The 17,152-nt window shown below is 72.3% G+C and carries 16 protein-coding genes; 9 read left to right on the forward strand and 7 right to left on the reverse strand.

The genetic code is table 11. The features are described from left to right. The first annotated feature begins 115 nt into the window (after window positions 1-115). Window positions 116-2,191, forward strand: a complete 2,076-nt coding sequence (locus ACWD02_RS28320) for a tetratricopeptide repeat protein (protein ID WP_451215353.1) — start codon at window positions 116-118, stop codon at window positions 2,189-2,191. Window positions 2,192-2,204: 13 nt separating this feature from the next. Here ACWD02_RS28320 and ACWD02_RS28325 read toward each other — a convergent pair whose 3' ends face one another. The 3 genes from ACWD02_RS28325 to ACWD02_RS28335 all read right to left on the reverse strand — a co-directional run bounded on the left by ACWD02_RS28325 (window position 2,205) and on the right by ACWD02_RS28335 (window position 7,611). Next, a complete protein-coding gene (locus ACWD02_RS28325; protein WP_451215223.1) occupies window positions 2,205-3,920 on the reverse strand; it encodes a bifunctional 3'-5' exonuclease/DNA polymerase in 1,716 nt (571 codons plus the stop codon). Between the two features lie 734 nt (window positions 3,921-4,654). Continuing rightward, window positions 4,655-6,790 carry an FtsX-like permease family protein gene (locus tag ACWD02_RS28330; protein ID WP_451215224.1) on the reverse strand — a complete coding sequence of 712 codons (2,136 nt, stop codon included), beginning with the start codon at window positions 6,788-6,790 and terminating at the stop codon, window positions 4,655-4,657. Beyond that, window positions 6,790-7,611, reverse strand: a complete 822-nt coding sequence (locus ACWD02_RS28335; RefSeq protein ID WP_451215225.1) for an ABC transporter ATP-binding protein — start codon at window positions 7,609-7,611, stop codon at window positions 6,790-6,792. The genes ACWD02_RS28330 and ACWD02_RS28335 overlap by 1 nt, the downstream gene beginning before the upstream one ends. Before the next feature lie 83 nt (window positions 7,612-7,694). On the opposite strand from ACWD02_RS28335, the gene ACWD02_RS28340 reads away from it, so the two are divergent. Further along, window positions 7,695-9,218, forward strand: a complete 1,524-nt coding sequence (locus ACWD02_RS28340) for a DUF2786 domain-containing protein (protein ID WP_451215226.1) — start codon at window positions 7,695-7,697, stop codon at window positions 9,216-9,218. Between the two features lie 83 nt (window positions 9,219-9,301). Then, the gene (locus ACWD02_RS28345; RefSeq protein WP_451215227.1) at window positions 9,302-11,734 is read left to right on the forward strand and encodes an FUSC family protein; all 2,433 of its coding nucleotides are present in this window, start codon (window positions 9,302-9,304) and stop codon (window positions 11,732-11,734) included. Window positions 11,735-11,801: 67 nt separating this feature from the next. Here the strand turns inward: ACWD02_RS28345 and ACWD02_RS28350 are convergent, their stop codons facing one another. The 3 genes from ACWD02_RS28350 to rpmB are packed head-to-tail and all read right to left on the reverse strand — an operon-like array spanning window position 11,802 to window position 12,898. Next, the gene (locus ACWD02_RS28350) at window positions 11,802-12,299 is read right to left on the reverse strand and encodes a hypothetical protein (RefSeq protein WP_451215228.1); all 498 of its coding nucleotides are present in this window, start codon (window positions 12,297-12,299) and stop codon (window positions 11,802-11,804) included. Window positions 12,300-12,356: 57 nt separating this feature from the next. Then, complete coding sequence (gene rpsN, locus ACWD02_RS28355; protein ID WP_451215229.1) at window positions 12,357-12,662, reverse strand: 30S ribosomal protein S14; 306 nt, start codon at window positions 12,660-12,662, stop codon at window positions 12,357-12,359. Beyond that, complete coding sequence (gene rpmB / locus ACWD02_RS28360) at window positions 12,662-12,898, reverse strand: 50S ribosomal protein L28 (protein WP_451215230.1); 237 nt, start codon at window positions 12,896-12,898, stop codon at window positions 12,662-12,664. The genes rpsN and rpmB overlap by 1 nt, the downstream gene beginning before the upstream one ends. A gap of 82 nt (window positions 12,899-12,980) precedes the next feature. Between rpmB and rpmG the strand changes: the two genes are divergently transcribed. From rpmG to ACWD02_RS28385, 5 genes are all read left to right on the forward strand, one after another. Next, window positions 12,981-13,145: a 50S ribosomal protein L33 gene (gene rpmG, locus ACWD02_RS28365; protein WP_009719228.1), complete on the forward strand. Its 165-nt coding sequence runs from the start codon at window positions 12,981-12,983 to the stop codon at window positions 13,143-13,145. 5 nt (window positions 13,146-13,150) lie between these two features. Then, window positions 13,151-13,396 carry a type B 50S ribosomal protein L31 gene (locus ACWD02_RS28370; protein WP_451215231.1) on the forward strand — a complete coding sequence of 82 codons (246 nt, stop codon included), beginning with the start codon at window positions 13,151-13,153 and terminating at the stop codon, window positions 13,394-13,396. Between the two features lie 5 nt (window positions 13,397-13,401). Continuing rightward, a complete protein-coding gene (locus ACWD02_RS28375; RefSeq protein ID WP_451215232.1) occupies window positions 13,402-14,562 on the forward strand; it encodes a CobW family GTP-binding protein in 1,161 nt (386 codons plus the stop codon). Beyond that, window positions 14,563-14,802: a 30S ribosomal protein S18 gene (rpsR, locus tag ACWD02_RS28380; RefSeq protein WP_451215233.1), complete on the forward strand. Its 240-nt coding sequence runs from the start codon at window positions 14,563-14,565 to the stop codon at window positions 14,800-14,802. Window positions 14,803-15,121: 319 nt separating this feature from the next. Next, entirely contained in the window at window positions 15,122-15,361 is a 240-nt protein-coding gene (locus ACWD02_RS28385) for a DUF397 domain-containing protein (RefSeq protein WP_363210578.1), read from the forward strand. Window positions 15,362-15,447: 86 nt separating this feature from the next. Here the strand turns inward: ACWD02_RS28385 and ACWD02_RS28390 are convergent, their stop codons facing one another. Next, window positions 15,448-15,933 (reverse strand): ATP-binding protein, encoded by a 486-nt coding sequence (locus ACWD02_RS28390; RefSeq protein ID WP_160506374.1) that lies wholly within the window; start codon window positions 15,931-15,933, stop codon window positions 15,448-15,450. Between the two features lie 329 nt (window positions 15,934-16,262). Between ACWD02_RS28390 and ACWD02_RS28395 the strand changes: the two genes are divergently transcribed. Further along, on the forward strand, window positions 16,263-17,126 hold the full coding sequence (locus tag ACWD02_RS28395; protein WP_451215234.1) for a helix-turn-helix domain-containing protein: 864 nt from the start codon (window positions 16,263-16,265) through the stop codon (window positions 17,124-17,126). Window positions 17,127-17,152: the final 26 nt, after the last annotated feature.

Raw genomic sequence — 17,152 nt, forward strand, 5'->3', positions numbered from 1 at the left:
CCGCAGCGGTGGCGGCAGCGACGCCGGTAGCGGCGCGCGCCCCCGGCGTGGGGCCCCCGCACCACCCGCCACCGCACCACCCGCCCCCACCCCACCCGTAGCCGTCATCTCCGGCATGGCCGGCGTAGGGAAAAGCGCCCTCGCCCTGCACGTGGCCCACCGGCTGCGTACGCGGTTTCCCGATGGGCAGCTCTACATCAATCTGCGCGGGGCCACCCCCGGCATGACGCCCCTCACGCCGAGTCAGGCCCTCGCCGCCCTGCTCCGGGACCTCGGCGTCGATGCGAGTCACAGTCCCGAACACCCGGACGCGGCAGCCGCGTTGCTCCGTTCGCTGCTCGCTCCCACTCGCACCCTGGTGGTCCTCGACGACGCGGCGACCGCCGCGCAGGTGCGGCCGCTGCTGCCCGCGGGACCCGGCTGCGCGGTCATCGTCACCAGCCGTTCACCGCTCACCGCGCTCGACGGAGCGGGCCGTTTCCCGCTGGAGCCGCTCTCCGAGGGGGACAGCGTCGCCCTGCTGCGCGCGGTCTCCGGGCGCGCGGGGCTCGACGAGGGGCACCCCCTGGTCGAACTCGCGGGCAGGCTCCCGCTGGCCCTGCGGATCATCGCCGCCCGACTCGCCGCCCGCCGCGCCCTCACCCCCGACGCCCTCGCCGAACTCCTCACGGTAAGCGGCGGACGGCTGCACCACCTGGAGCACGACGACCTGAGCGTCCGGCGCTCGCTGGCCGTGGCCCTGGACGCGCTGCGTACGTCGGAGCGCGAGTCCGACCGGGACGCGGCCGCCGCCCTCGCCGCGCTCGGTGCGCTCGACCTCCCGGCGTACGGAGTACCCCTCGTCGCACGCCTGTTGGGCCTGGAGGAGTGGCGCGCGGGGGCCGCACTCGACCGTCTCGTCGACGTCGCGCTACTCGACGAGACGGCCTACGGCCGCTATGCCCCGCACGACCTCGTACGCGATTTCGCTCGGGAGGCGGCCCACCAGGACGAGTCGGCGGCCGCGGACGTCGTGGACCGGGCCCTGCGGTGGTACGCGGAGTCGGCGCGGCAGACCCTGCTCGCGATCATGCCGGAGGGGCTCGACCGTGACGACCGGCTCGGGGAGCTCCCCGACCAACTGTCGGCACGGCACACCGACGACGGCCGTCCGGTACCGGACGTGGCGCCGATGTCCACCGATGACGCCTTCGCCTGGGGCGACACCGAACTCGCGAACGTCATCGCTCTCGCCGACCGCCACGGCCGCGAGTCCGCCCTCCTGCCCGTACTCGTCCGCTGCTTCTTTTCGTACCTCAAGCGCCGTGGCCGCCTCGCCGAGGCCGACCTCCTGAACCGTCTCTCGGTGACGGCGGCCCGCCACCGGCAGGACACGGCGGCCGAGGCCCAGGCCCTCACCGACCTCGCGGGGCTCAGCTATGTGTCGGGCCGCAGCGGCACGGCGCTCGACCTGATCGACGAGGCCCTCGACCTGTGGCGGTCGCTCGACCGCATGTCGTGCGTCCACCGCGGCGTCATGAACCGCGGCCTGCTCCTCGAAGCGCTGGGCCGCTACGAGGAGTCGGCCGAGGCGCTGCGGCACAGCCTGGAGCTCGCCAAGGCCGCGGACGACCCGCTGAGCGAGGCGTTCGCCCTCAGCACCCTGGGCAACGTCCTCGAACACACCGACGCGCGCGCCGCGATCTCCTACTACGAGCGGAGCCTCGCGATCGGCGAGACCCTCGGGCATGTGGGTCTGCGCCAGGAGCTCCACTGCGACATGGGCAAGGCCCACCTCGTGCTCGGCGAACCGGACGTGGCGCTCGGGCACTTCGAGGAGAGCCTGCGCATCCACGGCGAGGCCGAGGACTGGCACAACGAGTCCAAGGTGCGTCTGGGCATGGTGCGCGCCCTGCGCGAGATGTCCCGCACGCGGGACGCGGGGCGTGAGTGCGCCGGTCTTCTGGAGCGTGCGGAGCAGCGGGCCGACGCCCACATGGCGGGTCTTGCCCGCCATCAGCTGGGGCTGCTGCTGTACGCGGAGGGGCGCGCGGAAGAGGCGTACGCCCAGTGGAAGTCGGCGCTGGCGGCGCTGGACGGCACGGACAGCAGCGAGGTGGTCGGCGAGCTGAAGAGCCTGCTGACGGGCCCTGCCGGCGAGCCCCGGCGGGGGGCCGACCGGGGGGCCGGCCGGGGGCCTGGACCTGCCTGACCGTGGACGGCGGCTACTTCGCGTCCGCGTAGCACTCCACCACCGCGACGGTGAACGGGAAACGCACCGGTGTCTCGCCGAACGTGATGCGCCCCGCCAGGTCCCCGGCCGCGCGGATCGCCGCCGTGACCGTCTCGGCTTCCTCCTGAGGGCAGTGCACGATGACCTCGTCGTGCTGGAAGAAGACCAGCTCGGCGCGGAGTCCGGCCGCGGCGATGGACTGACGCAGCGCCGCCAGCATCAGCAGGGCCCAGTCGGCCGCGCTGCCCTGGACGACGAAGTTACGGGTGAAGCGGCCACGGGCGCGGGTGTTGCTCGAGGCGTACCCGGGAGTGAACTCGCCGTCCTGGGACGGGACTTCGGCCGGGGTGTCCTGCGGGATGCCCGCCTCGTCGAAGTCGTCCGCACCTGCCGCCGGCGGGCTCGTGCGCCCCAGCCAGGTCCGTACGAGCCTGCCCTCCTCGCCCGCCTTCGCCGCGTCGTCGACGTACGCGACCGCGGCGGGGAATCTGCGGCGCAGTGCCGCCAGGTTCTTCAGGCCGTCGCCCGACGTCTGTCCGTACACGGCGCCCAGGAGTGCGATCTTGGCGTGGTCGCGGGCGCCGGAGAACGCGCGGTCGGACAGCCGCGTGTAGAGGTCCTCGTGGCTTCCGGCCACCTCCATCAGGCCCCGGTCGCGGGAGATCGCCGCGAGGACCCGCGGTTCCATCTGGTCGGCGTCGGCGACGACCAGCCGCCAGCCGGGGTCGGCGACGACCGCGCGGCGGATGATCTTGGGGATCTGCAGCGCGCCGCCGCCGTTCGTGGTCCAGCGGCCGCTGACGGTGCCGCCCGGGGTGTACTCGGGCCGGAAGCGGCCGTCGCGCACCCAGTCCTGGAGCCAGCTCCAGCCGTGCGCCGTCCAGATCCGATACAGCTTCTTGTACTCGACGAGGGGCCGCACCGCCGGGTGGTCGATCTCCTCGAGCTCCCAGCGGCGGGTGGACTTGATCCTGATCCCGGCCTGCGCGAAGGCCTTGATGACGTCGTTCGGCAGGTCGGGGCGGACGCGTCGGCCGAAGGCGGCGGAGATCTCGTCGGCCAGCTCGGCGAGGCGGCGCGGTTCGGCCGCGCCCGCGTTCCTGCCGCCGCCCGCGTAGCGCTCGCCGAGGAGCTCGGTGAGCAGGGCGTGGTGGACGTCGGCGCGCCAGGGCAGCCCCGCCACGTTCATCTCGGCGGCCACCAGCAGGCCGGCCGACTCGGCCGCCGTGAGCAGCCGCATCCTGCCGGGGTGCTCGGCGGCCTCGTGTCTTCGCTGCTGCGCGGCATACACCTCCAGGAGGGCGTCGAAGGGGAGGGCCGTCGAGGGGGCGGGCTCGAAGAGGGAGTCCTGGGCGCCGGGGGAGGCCGCTCTGGGGGGAGGGTCGGCCGGCACCGGGGCGTTGTGCAGCCGGGCCCAGGCGGCCGCGGCCGAGCGGGGCTCGCCGAGGCGGCCCTCGTGACCGAGGAGGAGGAGCTCGGCGTCCTCGATGTCGTAACACCGGCTCACCCGGACGCCTGCCGCGAGCAGCGCGGGATAGGTCTCGGCGGTGGAGCGCCAGACCCAGCGGCTCACCTCGGGCCTGGCACGGACGGCGGCGACAAGGTCCCGCTCATGCCGCACCGGCCCCGCGGGCAGGCCGTCGTCCCCGAGGGGGGCAAGGACGACGCCACCAGCCTCGGCGGCAGCAAGGGCCCACCTTTCGGTCATACGCCCGAGTGTGTCAGCAGGCACTGACAATGCGGCGGAAGGTGGTGGGGAGGGGTGGTGGGGCAGGAGGGATCGGTGCTGCTGGTGGGGCTTGTGCGGGACTTGTGCGGGGCTTGGGGCGTTCTGGGCTCACGGTTGGCTGCTCCGGGCTGCGAGGTTCGGGTCACCTGCAGGCCGGGGCCACTCGCCTGCGGGGCTGGGTCGGTCTGGCCAGCGGGGCTGGGTCGATCTGGCCGGTGGGTCCGGGTCGCTCCGAGGCGCGGGGTCCCAGGCGGGATGCCCCACGCCCGGGCGCTGGGGTTTCGGCGGTCGGGGGGTGTGTCCCCGAGCGTCGGGTCGCCGGGGCGATCCGACACCAGGCGACCCGCAGTGCCAAAGCAAAGCCTCCGGCCCCTTACCCCGGCCGGCGGGTCCGGGTCGCTCCGAGGTGCGGGGCCCCAGGCGGGATGCTCCACGTCCGGGCGCTGGGGTGCCGAGGTCGGGGGGTGTGTCCCCGAGCGTCGGGTCGCCGGGGCGATCCGACACCAGGTGACCCGCAGTGCCAAAGCAAAGCCTCCGGCCCCTTACCCCGGCCGGCGGGTCCGGGTCGCTCCGAGGCGCGGGGTCGCAGGGCGGGATGCTCCACGTCCGGGCGTTGGGGTGCCGGAGGTCGGGGGGTGTGTCCCCGAGCGGCGGGTCGCGCGGGCGATCCGACACCAGGCGACCCGCAGTGCCAAAGCAAAGCCTCCGGCTCCTCACCCCCGCCGGCGCACCCCCAGTACCCCCGCCGCCAGCCCCACCACCGCGCAGGCCCCCGCAGCCGCCCCCACCATCTCCCACGGGACCGCCACCCCCGCCGGTGCCGACAGGCGCGTGAGGCCTGCGCTCAGCGTGCCCAGGTTGAGTGCGGTCACCGCCAGGCCCAGGGTCGCGCCCACGGCCACGGCCAGCAGGGACTCACCGGCGACGACCAGCCGTACCTGTGACCGCGTGGCCCCCGCCATCCGCAGCGAGCGCAGTTCAGGGCCGCGTGCCGACGTCGCCATCAGCAGGGTTCCCGCGAGGGAGATCGCCGTGTAGAGCAACGCGATGCCCAGCAGCATCAGCAGCCCCAGCCGTGTCTGCGGCTTCGTCGCGGGGTGCGTGTCCGTCAGCCATTCATCCGCCGTGCGGACCCGGAGCCCGCCCCCGCCCCGCTCCCGCAGGTCCGCCGCCACCGCAGCCGGGTCCGCCCCGTCCCGTAGCCCCACGTCGACGCGGTCCACCGCCGCGCCGGCTCCCGCGTTCGCGGACGTGACGTATGCACCGTTGTCCCCGGTACCCCGCGCCAGCACCGCGACGATCCGCAGCCGCGCGGGTCTGCCGTCCCCGAGCCAGACGCCGACCCACTCGCCCACCCGCCGCCGCTCCCACTCCTCGTTGACGACGATCGACCGGTCGTCGAGATCGCGTACGTCCCCCGCCACCACCGGAAGCCGTGAAACCGAGGCGAACGCGGCCGGGTCGCGCACGGCCCGCGCCTCCGACCGGACGAGCGCCGAGCCCTCCTCCCGTACGAACACGGCCGTAGAAGCGGACGGCACGGCCACCGCGACCCCTTCGGTCCTCCCCAGCAGCTCCGGTTGCCTCAGATCCTTGCCCGTCAGCACCAGTTCGGCCCCGGTCCGCTCCCGCGCCTCCGCCGCCCGCGCCTCGCCCGCCGTCTCCGCCGAGCCGAGCAGCGAGCCCGCGAGAGCCACCGTCACCAGGACGGGCGCGGCGACGGCCGCGGTGCGGCGCACGGAGGCCGCCGAGTTCTCGCGGACCAGGAGGCCGATCGCGCCGGGAAGGCGGACGGCGCGCAGGACGGGCCGTACGAGAAGGGGGGTGAGCACGGCGAGCGCCGTGATCAGGATCATCGGCTGGGTCGTGTACGTCTTCCGCTTCATCAGCGCGGACGGATCGCTCCACAGCGTCCAGCCAATCAGCCCGAGCCCCGCCGCCAGCAGCACGCTCCCCACGACGCGCCGGCTCCACGGCATGACCCCGGTGTCGACGGACGCGTCCCGCAGGGCCTCGACGGGACCCACGCGACCCGCACGCCGCGAGGCGATCCAGGCCCCGGAGAAGGCCACCGATACGCCCACCCAGAACGCGAGGTGGTACGGCCAGACCGCCCCGCCGATCCCGAACCACTCCGGAGCGATCTCCGCGTCCACCAGGGCATCGGCGAGAACCGGCGCGCCCCAGGACCCCAGCAGGCACCCGGCCCCGGAGGCCACGACGCCCACCGCCAGCGCCTCCGCGAGCACCGTCCCGCGCATCTGCCCCGGTGTCGCTCCGGCCATCCGCAGCAGCCCGAACTCCCGCCGCCGCAGCGCCACGACGAAGGAGAAGGTGGACGCCGTGACGAAAACGGACACGAACGCGGACACCCCGCCCGCCGTCCCGAGGAACGAGTTCACCGCCACCAACGCTTCCGCGTCACGCCCCGGCTCCGGATCGGCGAGCCGCCGGTCGCCGCCGGTCAGGACGCGTGCCCGGTCCCCGACGACGTCCCGCACCTTCCCGACCGGGGCATTTACCCCCACTGCGTCCCGCTTCGTCCCGTCGAGCCGTACCGGCCCGAGGCGCCGAAGGTCGCGCAGCAGTTCGATGTCCACAGGGTGTGGATGAGCGAGCGGCTTCGATACGCGGGTGGTGTCCGGGCCGCGCCGCACAGGCACGGTCAGGGTGTTCTGGCCCATGACGACCACGGGAGACCCGGCGAACCGGACCGGATCCCGCTCAGGCGCGCTGAGCGTCGAGGCAAGTCCGAGCCCCATCGCGGCGGTGAGGGCCACGCCGAGTGCGACAGCGACAAACGCACCCAGAAGACCGACCCACGGGGTACGCAGGGAGGCGAAGAACATCACCGACCACCCACGATCGGGGCGCCCGTGCCGCTGACGGCGGAACGCCCCACGCCCGCGCCGGCGTCCACGCCTGCACCCGCACCCGCACCCGCACCCGCACCCGCCTCAAGCCCCGCCATCCGCCGGGCCACCTCCCCCGGATCCGGTGCGAGCACCTCGTCGGCCAACCGTCCGTCCACCAGGAACACCACCCGGTCCGCGTACGACGCCGCCACGGGGTCATGCGTCACCATCACGGTCGTCTGGCCTTCCCTGTCCACCAACTCCCGCAACAGTGCGAGCACTTCACGGCTGGTCGACGTGTCGAGCGCGCCGGTCGGCTCGTCGCCGAACAGGACGGCGGGGCGGGTGACGAGTGCCCGCGCCAGGGCCACCCGCTGCTGCTGTCCGCCCGAAAGCTCTCCCGGGCGATGGCGGGCGCGGTCGCCGAGCCCCACCCGGGCCAGCGCGTCCCCCACCTCCGTGCGCGAAGGCCTGCGGCCGGCGAGCCGTAGCGGCAGGGCGACGTTCTGCGCGGCGGTCAGTGACGGCAGGAGGTTGAAGGACTGGAAGACGAAGCCGATGCGGTCCCTCCGCAGCAGGGTCAGCCGCCGTTCGCTCAGCCCCGTCAGCTCCGTGCCGCCCACCTCGACCGTCCCGGACGTCGGCCGGTCAAGCCCGGCGGCGCACTGCAGCAGCGTCGACTTGCCGGAACCGGAAGGTCCCATGATCGCGGTGAAGGTGCCGGCACGTATCGCGAGGTCGACGCCGTCGAGGGCGGTCACGTCACGGTGGTGGTGGCGGCGGACGGCGGTGAGCCGTACGGCAGTTGAGGTCATGCCCCAACCCAATCGCCCACGGCCCCGCCGGGCACGACCACTGGGGGGCGTCCTGGGGGTATGGCCAGCCATACCCTTGACGTATGGATGATCCGGTGGCCGAGGTGACAGAGGTGATCGACAAGGCGTTCGCGGCAGCGCTGTACGCCGACGGGGACGAGGGACTCGACACCGGCGCGTCCCTCCTCGCGGCCGCCCCCGAGGCCGACGCGGAGCTGTGGCGCAGGGGCGAGGAGCTGGTCCGCCGGGCATGGGAGCGGGGCTGGCAGCCGGCGGACGTCATACGCATGGTCGGCCGTGGGCAGGACGATGCCGACCGCGCCCATCAGATCCAGCTGGCCGCAGGCCTGATCACCACGGAGACCGGGCGGTACGGCGACACCCTCCCACCACGATGGCACGCACAACTCTCCGAACTGGCCCACCACGTCACCCCCGTCACCTGGCCGAACCGACCGACCCCAACACCCGGGAAGCCGGACGGCTCGCCCCGGTCCGGCACGAACTCGGGCGGCTCGTCTCGGTCCGACGCGTGGTCGGACGGCTCGTCCCGGTCCGGCGCGAGGGCGGGCGGCTCGTCTCCGGGTGGCGTGTGGCCGGACGGATCGGACGGCTCGTCCTCAGGCGGGCCGAAGTCGGGCCGCTCGTCCGGGAGGTCCGACGCGAGGGCGGATCGCTCGTCCCCGGGAGGTCCGAAGGCAGGCCGCTCGTCTCGGTCCGGAGCGGAGAAGTCGGGCCGTTCCTCCGCAGGCGGACCCCGGGCCGACCGCTCATCCCCGGCCGGTCCGAAGCTGGATCGCTTTTCGCAGGCCACCATCACCCTCGCCCTCTACCGGCTCCTCCTTCGCCTCCCCGCGATCGAGCCCGTCGGCCCGGCTCCCGGCGCCCCGCTCCACGCGCCCCCGCCGCCCGGGCACGACGAGCCCCGCATCCTCACCCGTATCCGCGCCCTGCTCGCCAAGGCCGAGGCCACCGGGTTTCCCGAGGAGGCGGAAGCGCTCACCGCCAAGGCACAGGAGCTCATGGCCAGGCACACCATCGACGAGGCTCTGCTTGCCTCCCGCACCCATGCCAAGGACACTCCGGGCGCCTGCCGTATCGGCGTGGACGCCCCGTACGAGACGGCGAAGGCGATCCTCCTGGACGCGGTCGCCACGGCGAACCGGTGCCGTGCGGTGTGGAACGAGGCATACGGCTTCTCGACCGTCGTCGGCTTCGAGTCCGACCTGGAAGTGGTCGAACTCCTGCACACCTCCCTCCTCGTACAGGGGACGGCGGCGATGACGAAGGCGGAGGCGGGGCAGCGGGCGGGCGGCCGGAAGCGTACGAAGACGTTCCGTCAGGCCTTTCTCCTGGCGTACGCGAACCGGCTCGGTGCACGGTTGGCCGCCGCCGCGGAGGACGTGACCGCGGGGTCGCCGGAGGCGGGAGAGCTGCTCCCCGTCCTGGCCGCGAGGGACGTGGCCGTCACGTCGCATGCGGAGCGGATGTTCCCTCGGACCACGACCACCCGGGTGCGGGGCGCGACGGATCGCGAGGGTTGGGAGCATGGGACGGCTGCGGCGGACGAGGCGCGGGTGGCCCCCGGGCGGCGTCACCTCCCCTAGCGCCCCGGGTGACCCCGCAGCGTCACGGCGCCCCCGTCACAGCCCCCCGCCACGCCACCCCAAATGCCCCGTATCATCACAGAGTGACCTGGCTTCGAGCGCTGAAGGAGACCAGCCGCTCGGGGCTTACCGTCGAGCGGAAGCGGCTTGAGCCGCTGATCGCGCTCCGTGGCGCAGCCGGTCTCGCCGTCGTCATCGGCCTGAGCCTCACCCTCTTCGGGCCGGCCGTGGCCGCGAGCTCGGCCTTCGGCGCCTTCCAGGCCGCCATCGCCACGTTCCAACGCAGCTGGCGCCCCCGCCCGGAACTGGCCCTGGCCTCCGGCACGAGCCTCGCCGTCTCCACCTTCCTCGGCTACCTCACGGGCTCCCACCTCCTCCTCTTCCTGGCCCTCCTCTCCCTCTGGACCTTCCTCTCGGGGCTGAGCTGGGCCGCGGGCCCGACCATCGGCATCATCGCCTCGTCCAATGTCGCGATCATGCTGGTCACCGTCACCCTCCCCGGCTCCATCGCCGCCGCGGCCGGCCACGCCGCGATGATGGTGGTGGGCGGCGCCGTACAGGCCGCCCTCGTCATCCTTTTCCCCGTACGCAGATGGGGCGCCCACCGGGACGCCCTCGCCGACGCGCTCGCGGCCGAGGCCGACTACGCCCGCCGCCTCCGCCACGATCCCCACGCCGACTTCGACCCGGAACCCCTGATGGCGGCCCGCGACGCGGCGACCATCACCCCGCGTCAGGCCCGCACCCGCCCCGCCGAACTCCACGGCGCCCGCGGCGTCGCGGAACGCATCCGTCCGGTGCTCGCCTCGTTGGCCGACCCCGCAGTGGGCGTCCCGGAAGAGGGCCCCGAACGCGACCGCGTACGCGAGATCCTGGCCGCGTCGGGCGCGATCCTGGACGCGGCGGCCAGGGCGATCCGGCAGGGCGAGCCGGTGAAGATCCCACCCGAGGCCGTGGCCACCCTGCGCACCCCGGACACCGGCACGATCCTCACGGGCCCGGCGCAGCGAGCGGCGAAACGCCTGGCCGCGCTCCTGAGAGACGTAATCGAAACCGCAGGCAAACCCCCTACCGCCCCGGCCCCTGCTGACCCGGCCCCTGCCGCATCAGCCCCTGGCGACCCGGCGCCCGGCGGATCAGCCTCTGGCGACCCGGCGCCCGGCGGATCACCCCCTGGCGACCCGGCGCCCGGCGGATCACCCCTTGCCGACTCGGCTCCCGCCGAAGCGCCCCTTGCCGACTCGGCTCCCGCCGCATCACCCCCCGCCGACCCAGCCCCCGCCGCATCACCCCCACCGCCCACCCCAGCCCCAGCGCCCCCCACCCCAACAACCCCAACCCCGCCCCCAACAACCCCAAACCCACCCCCTCCAACCCCCACCCCCCTCCTCCGCCCCACCTTCCCCGCGCTCCTCCCCGCCGCCCTCCGCGCCATGCGGGCCGAGCTGCGCCGGCGTCACCAATCCCCCGTCACCCGGCACGCGATCCGCGTCACCGGGGTGGCCGCCGCGGGGTATCTCCTCGGCACCTGGCTTCCCCTCGGTCACGGATACTGGGCCCCCATGGCCTCCGTCATGATCATGCGCCCGGACTTCTCGCAGACGTACTCCCGCGCGGTGGCCCGTTTCGGCGGCACACTCGTGGGCGTCGCGCTGGCCACGGGCGTGGTGCAGTTGGCGCACCCCGACACCGGGCTCTCCGCGGCGCTCGCCGTGCTCTGCGCCGGGATGATGTACCTCCTGATGCGCACGGGCCAGGTCGCCGCCCAGGCCTGCGTCGCCGCGTACGTCGTGTTCCTGCTCGGCATGGGCGGCGAGCAGTGGACGCAGACCGTGCCGGAACGCGTCGTCCTCACGCTCCTCGGCGGCGTCCTCGCGATGATCGCGTACGCCGTGTATCCGGCCTGGGAGACCCCGCGCCTGCGCAACCGCCTCGCCGACTGGCTGATCGCGGACGGCCGCTACGCCGCGGCCGTCGTCAGCCGCTACGCCGACCCCGCCGGCAGCTCGTGCCCGGACGTCCGCGAGGCGCTCCTGGCCGCCCGCGACGCCCGTATCGCCTGGCAGGAAGCGGGCGCCCGCGCCAAGAACGAGCCGGTACGCCACCGCGGCCTCTCCCGCGCCGCGGCCGCCGACGCCGAGGACGCCCTCGCCCAACTCGGCCGCGTGGCCATGCTGATGGAGGCTCACCTACCGGACCGCGACGCCACCCCCGTCCCCGCGGCCGAACGCCTCGCGGAAGCCTTGCGCAAGGCGACCGAAGACGGCGCGAAGGCCGTACGCGAGCGTCGCGTGCCGAAGTGGGAAGCCGTGCGCGAGGCTCTCGGCGAGTGGGACGGCGAGGGCGTCCCCGACCGGGTCGTGCGCAGGGGAGCGGGGCTCCTCCTCGCGACCCTCGACGAACTGTCGGACGCCCTGTCCACGGCACCGCCGCCCATGCTGGTGGACGGCTCGGAAACAACCACGCAAACAGACAACGGACCGCAGGGCCCCGAACAAGGCCCCACGGCCCGCTGACCGCGTCACATCAAGCAGCTCCGAGCCGGAGCATCACCCACCCGGAGCACCACCCACCGCTCAGGACTCAGGACTCAGGGAGTCCCGCCGTCGGCAGGCCTTCCGGCAGCTTCCCGCCCTTCGTCCTGGTGAACTGGTCCTCGCCCGCGCCCTGCCAAGAGACCGTCATGGACGTGCCGTTGACCGACTCGACCGTGCCCTCGGTACGGTCCGAGTCGCCCTTGACGCACTTGAGCCGGATCTTCTCGCCACCGGCGGTCCCGCTGCACAGGACGTTCTCCCCGAGCAGCGTCGCCTGCTTCCCGGCGATGACCAGCGCCAGCGGATTCCCGTCGGCGGTGGCCACCCAGCTGCCCTCGGAGCTGCCGTCATCGGCCCCGGAGTCCGCGCCGCCCTCGTCCGGTGTCGGGGACCCGTCGGTCCCGGCGGAGGAACCCGCCGAGTTCGAGCCCTTGTCCTTGCCCTCGTCCTCACCGTCGCCGCCGTCACTGCTGCAACCGGTCAGGACAAGGGCGGCGACAAGACCCGCCGCCGCGGCACCGATACGTACGTTCCGGACGTGCATGCGCACTGAAGTCCCCCCGCAAGACAGACATGGCAGTCGATGAAACCGCGCGCCAAGCTACCAGGACGACTTGCGCACCCCGGGGAGGAATCCGGCGTGCGCTTGGTCACGCAGCTTCACCCTGGAAAGGCCGAACTTCCCGACGTAGCCACGCGGGCGGCCGTCGACGCTGTCCCGGTTGCGGACGCGTGTCGCGCTCGCGTCCCGCGGCTGCCGCGCCAACTCGGCCTGCGCTGAACGGCGTTCGGCCTCGCCGGTGGAGGGGCTGCGCAGGATCTCCTTCAGCTCGGCCCGCCGCACGGCGTACCGCGCGACGATCTCGCGCCGCTTCTCGTTCTTCGCGATCTTGCTCTTCTTGGCCATCAGACCCTCACCCCACGCGCACGGATCCTGGCGACGGCGGCCTCGATGCCGATGGCGTCGACGGTCTTGATGCCCTTGGCGCTGAGCCGCAGCCGTACGTGGCGGCCCTCGCTCGCCAGCCAGTAGCGCTTGCGCTGGACGTTGACGTCGAAGCGGCGTGACGTGCGCCGGTGCGAATGGGAGATCTGGTTGCCGAAGCCCGGCGTGGCGCCGGTCAGCTGGCAGTGGGCGGACATGGTGACGCACCTCTCGGTCGTGGGGACGGGGGCCCCTGCGGAACCGTTTTGAAAACGGGATTCATTTTCATATACTAGCGCCATGGCTCGCAACGAACTCCGCCCGATCATCAAGCTCCGGTCCACGGCCGGAACCGGCTACACGTACGTGACCCGCAAGAACCGCCGTAACGACCCCGACCGCATGACGCTGCGCAAGTACGACCCGGTCGTCGGGCGCCACGTCGATTTCCGAGAGGAGCGCTGACCGCCATGCGCAAGGACATCCACCCGCCGTACGGCCCCGTCGTCTTCCGCGACAAGTCCGCCGGCTTCGCCTTCCTGACCCGCTCCACCGCGACCAGCGAGAAGACGGTCGAGTGGGAGGACGGGCGCACCTACCCCGTCATCGACGTCGAGGTCTCCTCCGCGAGCCACCCCTTCTACACGGGCACGGCCAAGGTCATGGACACCGCCGGCCGAGTGGAGCGCTTCGAGCGCCGTTACGGCGCGCGGTGAACCCGGTGAACTCTGTGAATCCGGTGAACCAGTTGGACGTCGCGATCGTCGCCGGCCTCCACTCCGACGCCCGCAAGGAGGCCGTCGAGCGGCTCCTCGCCACCGTCCCCGGAAGCGTCGCGCTCCACCACGACCTCTCGTCCGCCGTGCACGGCACCGTCACACGCACCGTGCGCGACACCGGCGGAGTGCTCTCCTCCGGCGAAGCGCCGCTGGTCAACGACTGTGCGTGCTGCGCCCTGCGCGAGGACCTGGTGCCCGAGCTCGAACGGCTCGCGGACTCCGGTCTCACGCGGCTCGCGATCGTCGAGCTGTGGGACTCCGTCGAGCCCAAGGCGATGGCCGAGGTGATCACGTCGCACGCCCGCGAGGGGATGCGGCTGACCGGCGTGATCACGGCCGTCGACCCGGCGCTCCTGCTGCCCTACCTCGGCAACGGCGACGACCTGATGGACGCCGGGCTCGCCGCGGCCGCCACGGATCACCGCACGGTCGCCGACACCTGGGCCCGTCAGCTGGAATACGCGCCGGTGCTCGCCGTCGCGGACTCTCCCGAGGCCGACGACGAGGACCGCGCGCTCCTCGCCCAGCTCCACCCGACCGCCCGACAGGTCCCGATCAGCGGTCATGGGGACCTGGCGGGTGCCGCGCTCGCCGGATTCGACGTCGAGGCGGCGGCCGCGGCCCAGCATCCGTCCTGCGCGCTGCTGCCGACCGATGCCGACGAGGCGGGAGTCGCCACTCTCGTATGGCATCGGGACCGGCCCTTCCATCCGGAGCGGCTCTATCAAGCCCTGGAGGATCTGACCTGCGCGGCGGCCCGCAGCCGCGGCCGGTTCTGGCTCGCCGACCACCCGGACACGCTGCTCGGCTGGGACGCGGCGGGCGGTGCGCTGTGCGTGGAGAGCGCGGGGCCGTGGCTGGCCTCGCTGCCCGATGCCGCGTGGGAGATGGTGCCGCCGGTGCGGCGGGCCGCTGCCGCGCTCGACTGGCATCCCGAGCACGGCGACTGCTGCCAGCATCTGGTCTTCGTCTCGCCCGGCCTGGACCGGGAAGGGCTCGAAATGGTCCTGGAGTCCTGCCTCCTGACGGACGAGGAGTACGCCGCCGGGCGCGCCGCCTGGAAACACCTGCCCCCCGCTTTCGACACTCTCCTGGAGGTCTGAATGTCCCCGCGCAAGCCGTCCGGACGCGAGCAGAAGCCGCGCCCCAACCCCCTTGACCAGGCGAAGGTCACGTACATCGACTACAAGGACACGGAGTTGCTCCGCAAGTTCATCTCGGACCGGGGGAAGATCCGCTCCCGGCGGGTCACCCGGGTCTCCGCCCAGCAGCAGCGGCTGCTTGCCCGCGCGATCAAGAACGCGCGGGAGATGGCCCTGCTGCCCTACGGCTCGGCCCGCTGAACCGCACCGCCGTCAGGCTGTTGCGTAAACGTTGGAACAGGAAGGGCACGCCGTGCGTCTCTACCTAATACACGAACCAGTACGGCAAGCGGCAAGCGGTAATCCAAGCAGTACGTCAAGGCTTCGGCCTGGACGGTGTTCGCATGGCCCGGGGCGACTTGGGCAGGTGCTGACAGAGCTGTAACCAAGAGAGCACCCCGCGTGCACGTGCATCTGCCCATGCATCAGCATGTGAACACAGCTATGATCCGGGACAGTTGACCACTGCATCTAGAGCGATCTAGAGCCACACCAGGCACTGCACCACCGGGGAGCGACTGTGCATCACGTGTATAACGGCATGGCCGCCACGGAGCTTCATGGGGTGGTCTGGCAGAAGAGCAGGCACAGCAACTCGCAGGGCGCCTGCGTGGAGTTCGCGAAGTTGCCGGGCGGCGATGTCGCCATGCGGAACTCGCGCTTTCCCGAGGGGCCGGCGCTCGTCTACACGCGCGCCGAGATAGAGGCCATGCTGCTCGGGATGAAGGACGGGGAGTTCGACCATCTGATCGGCGGCTGACCCGCTCGGTCAGCCGTGCGGGGCCGGCCCCGCACCTGAACAGTGTTCACGCCACTGAATCTGAATCGCAGCCGCCGGCCGGAACGTCAGGCCAGCTGGAACAGCGCCCACACGACCTTGCCCCGCAGCGCGCCCGCGAGCGGGTGCCAGCCCCAGCTGTCGCTGAACGAGTCCACCAGGAACAGGCCGCGGCCCGACTCGGCCGAGAAGTCGTCGTCGGTCTCGCGCGCGACCGGACTGTCGTCGCTGGGGTCGCGCACCGCGCACACCAGGCGTGAGGTCCAGCGCATCAGGTGCAGGCGCACCGGCGGGCCGTGGTCGCGCGGGGTGTCCGAGGGCAGCGCGTGTCTGAGGGCGTTGGTGACGAGTTCGGAGACGACGAGGGCGATGTCGTCGAAGCGCTCTTCCAGTTCCCACTGACACAGCGTCTTGCGGGTGAACTGCCGTGCGCTGCCCACCGCTTCGTAGCGGGCGGGCAGCGAGCAGGACGCGGCGCTGGAGACGGCTGAGGGGTCGAGTGGGGGAAGCCCCTGCCGTAACGGCTCGAGCATGGTCGATCCATTCGTCCCCATGCGAGGCACTCCCCGGTTTCGCGGTACATAGCGATGGAGCGGTGGTGCGGTCGGTACAGCGGCGCCGCGACGCATCGGTACAGCTCGGTGCGACGGTGAACAAGTGGTGGCGCGCGGACCATGGTTCCGAATGCGTACAGCAGATGCAAGGGCAGATGCACGTGCACGCGCCGGACTTGGTCGATCCCGTGCCACTTCTTGCCCATTTCTTCCTACGACTTCTTGTGGAGGACTTCCGAAGGCTTTCCGTTTCTGTAACCGAACGAGTACGGCCTGAAGCGTTTAATGGCAGACTGCTGGCTTCCAAGTGATGGGGAGGATTGAGCGAAGTGACCGCAGGGGAGTCGAGCGGCTCGGTCGTACGGCGCATGCTCCTTGGCTCGCAACTCAGGCGCCTGAGGGAATCGCGCGGCATCACCCGTGAAGCGGCCGGCTACTCGATCCGAGCCTCCGAATCGAAGATCAGCCGCATGGAGTTGGGACGGGTGAGCTTCAAGTCCAGGGACGTCGAGGACCTGTTGACGCTGTACGGCGTCACCGACGAGGCCGAGCGCGTCGCGCTGCTCTCGCTCGCCAAAGAGGCCAACCTCGCAGGCTGGTGGCACAGTTACTCGGACGTCCTGCCGGGCTGGTTCCAGACGTACGTGGGTCTCGAGGGCGCCGCATCGCTCATCCGCGTCTACGAAGTCCAGTTCGTCAACGGCCTGTTGCAGACCGAGGCGTACGCCCACGCGGTCGTCGCCCGCGGCATGAAGGGCGCGAGCAGGGCCGAGATCGAGCGCCGCGTCGCCCTGCGCCTCGAACGGCAGAAGCTCCTCATCTCCGAGCGTGCGCCTCGCTTCCACTGCGTACTCGACGAGGCCGCGCTGCGACGCCCGTACGGGAGCCGGGAAGTGATGCGGGGTCAGCTCCAGCATCTGATCGAGATCTCGGAACGGCCGAATGTCACCCTCCAGGTCATGCCGTTCAGTTTCGGTGGGCACTCGGGCGAGAGCGGAGCGTTCACCATGCTGCGCTTCCCGGAATCGGACCTCTCGGACGTCGTGTACGTGGAGCAGCTGACAGGAGCCCTGTACCTCGACAAGCCCGAGGAAGTCGGCCAGTACGAGCGGGTGGTCGGCGAGCTGCAGAGCGACAGCCCCGATCCGGCCGATAGTCGCGATCTTTTGCGGGGCCTGCTCCAACTGACGTGACCGGTCAGTACGATGACGTGCAATCA

The sequence above is a fragment of the Streptomyces sp. NPDC002853 genome, assembly GCF_053591915.1.

What these genes read in the sequence shown, in the direction of transcription:
- ACWD02_RS28320 (WP_451215353.1), top strand. Translation starts at nt 116, where the DNA reads ATGGCCGGCGTAGGGAAAAGCGCCCTCGCCCTGCACGTGGCCCACCGG.
- ACWD02_RS28325 (WP_451215223.1), bottom strand. Translation starts at nt 3,920, where the DNA reads ATGACCGAAAGGTGGGCCCTTGCTGCCGCCGAGGCTGGTGGCGTCGTC.
- ACWD02_RS28330 (WP_451215224.1), bottom strand. Translation starts at nt 6,790, where the DNA reads ATGTTCTTCGCCTCCCTGCGTACCCCGTGGGTCGGTCTTCTGGGTGCG.
- ACWD02_RS28335 (WP_451215225.1), bottom strand. Translation starts at nt 7,611, where the DNA reads ATGACCTCAACTGCCGTACGGCTCACCGCCGTCCGCCGCCACCACCAC.
- ACWD02_RS28340 (WP_451215226.1), top strand. Translation starts at nt 7,695, where the DNA reads ATGGATGATCCGGTGGCCGAGGTGACAGAGGTGATCGACAAGGCGTTC.
- ACWD02_RS28350 (WP_451215228.1), bottom strand. Translation starts at nt 12,299, where the DNA reads ATGCACGTCCGGAACGTACGTATCGGTGCCGCGGCGGCGGGTCTTGTC.
- rpsN (WP_451215229.1), bottom strand. Translation starts at nt 12,662, where the DNA reads ATGGCCAAGAAGAGCAAGATCGCGAAGAACGAGAAGCGGCGCGAGATC.
- rpmB (WP_451215230.1), bottom strand. Translation starts at nt 12,898, where the DNA reads ATGTCCGCCCACTGCCAGCTGACCGGCGCCACGCCGGGCTTCGGCAAC.
- rpmG (WP_009719228.1), top strand. Translation starts at nt 12,981, where the DNA reads ATGGCTCGCAACGAACTCCGCCCGATCATCAAGCTCCGGTCCACGGCC.
- ACWD02_RS28370 (WP_451215231.1), top strand. Translation starts at nt 13,151, where the DNA reads ATGCGCAAGGACATCCACCCGCCGTACGGCCCCGTCGTCTTCCGCGAC.
- rpsR (WP_451215233.1), top strand. Translation starts at nt 14,563, where the DNA reads ATGTCCCCGCGCAAGCCGTCCGGACGCGAGCAGAAGCCGCGCCCCAAC.
- ACWD02_RS28390 (WP_160506374.1), bottom strand. Translation starts at nt 15,933, where the DNA reads ATGGGGACGAATGGATCGACCATGCTCGAGCCGTTACGGCAGGGGCTT.